This is a genomic window from Bacillus sp. NPDC094106, assembly GCF_044764345.1.
Lineage (GTDB): Bacteria > Bacillota > Bacilli > Bacillales > Bacillaceae_G > Bacillus_A.
In genome coordinates this window covers 1-1,717 of the sequence record NZ_JBIWHY010000046.1, presented here as the reverse complement: position 1 = coordinate 1,717, position 1,717 = coordinate 1, and the positions used below count along the sequence as shown (strand labels likewise).

The 1,717-nt window shown below is 53.1% G+C and carries 1 rRNA gene; it reads right to left on the bottom strand.

Annotated elements, in window-relative coordinates:
• Positions 1-14: 14 nt before the first annotated feature.
• Positions 15-1,717 (bottom strand): 23S ribosomal RNA (locus tag ACIQ7L_RS28100); the annotation flags it as partial.

Genomic DNA, 1,717 nt, shown 5'->3' with positions numbered 1-1,717 from the left:
TTGCTTCATATTATATGGTTAAGTCCTCGATCTATTAGTATTCGTCAGCTCCACATGTCACCATGCTTCCACCTCGAACCTATCAACCTGATCATCTTTCAGGGATCTTACTAGCTTACGCTATGGGAAATCTCATCTTGAGGGGGGCTTCATGCTTAGATGCTTTCAGCACTTATCCCTTCCGCACATAGCTACCCAGCTATGCCCTTGGCAGAACAACTGGTACACCAGCGGTGCGTCCATCCCGGTCCTCTCGTACTAAGGACAGCTCCTCTCAAATTTCCTACGCCCACGACGGATAGGGACCGAACTGTCTCACGACGTTCTGAACCCAGCTCGCGTACCGCTTTAATGGGCGAACAGCCCAACCCTTGGGACCGACTACAGCCCCAGGATGCGATGAGCCGACATCGAGGTGCCAAACCTCCCCGTCGATGTGGACTCTTGGGGGAGATAAGCCTGTTATCCCCGGGGTAGCTTTTATCCGTTGAGCGATGGCCCTTCCATGCGGAACCACCGGATCACTAAGCCCGACTTTCGTCCCTGCTCGACTTGTAGGTCTCGCAGTCAAGCTCCCTTATGCCTTTGCACTCTACGAATGATTTCCAACCATTCTGAGGGAACCTTTGGGCGCCTCCGTTACACTTTAGGAGGCGACCGCCCCAGTCAAACTGCCCACCTGACACTGTCTCCCGGGTCGATAAGACCCGTAGGTTAGAATTTCAATACAGCCAGGGCGGTATCCCACCAGCGCCTCCACCGAAGCTAGCGCTCCGGCTTCAAAGGCTCCCGCCTATCCTGTACAAGCTGTACCAAAATTCAATATCAGGCTACAGTAAAGCTCCACGGGGTCTTTCCGTCCTGTCGCGGGTAACCTGCATCTTCACAGGTACTATAATTTCACCGAGTCTCTGGTTGAGACAGTGCCCAAATCGTTACACCTTTCGTGCGGGTCGGAACTTACCCGACAAGGAATTTCGCTACCTTAGGACCGTTATAGTTACGGCCGCCGTTTACTGGGGCTTCAGTTCAGAGCTTCGCTTACGCTAACCCCTCTCCTTAACCTTCCAGCACCGGGCAGGTGTCAGCCCCTATACTTCGCCTTACGGCTTCGCAGAGACCTGTGTTTTTGCTAAACAGTCGCTTGGGCCTATTCACTGCGGCTTTCCGTTAAGAAAGCACCCCTTCTCCCGAAGTTACGGGGTCATTTTGCCGAGTTCCTTAACCAGAGTTCTCTCGCACACCTTAGGATTCTCTCCTCGCCTACCTGTGTCGGTTTGCGGTACAGGCACCTTTTATCTCGCTAGAAGCTTTTCTTGGCAGCGGGGAATCAAAGACTTCGCTCCATAAGGAGCTTCCCCATCACAGCTCAGCCTTCACGATAAGCGGATTTGCCTACTTATCAGCCTAACTGCTTGGACGTGCACAACCAATCGCACGCTTCTTCTATCCTTCTGCGTCCCTCCATTGCTCAAACGATAAAGAGGTGGTACAGGAATATCAACCTGTTGTCCATCGCCTACGCCTGTCGGCCTCGGCTTAGGTCCTGACTAACCCTGAGCGGACGAGCCTTCCTCAGGAAACCTTAGGCATTCGGTGGACGGGATTCTCACCCGTCTTTCGCTACTCATACCGGCATTCTCACTTCTAAGCGCTCCACCAGTCCTTACGGTCTGACTTCACTGCCCTTAGAACGCTCCCCTACCACTGATACCAT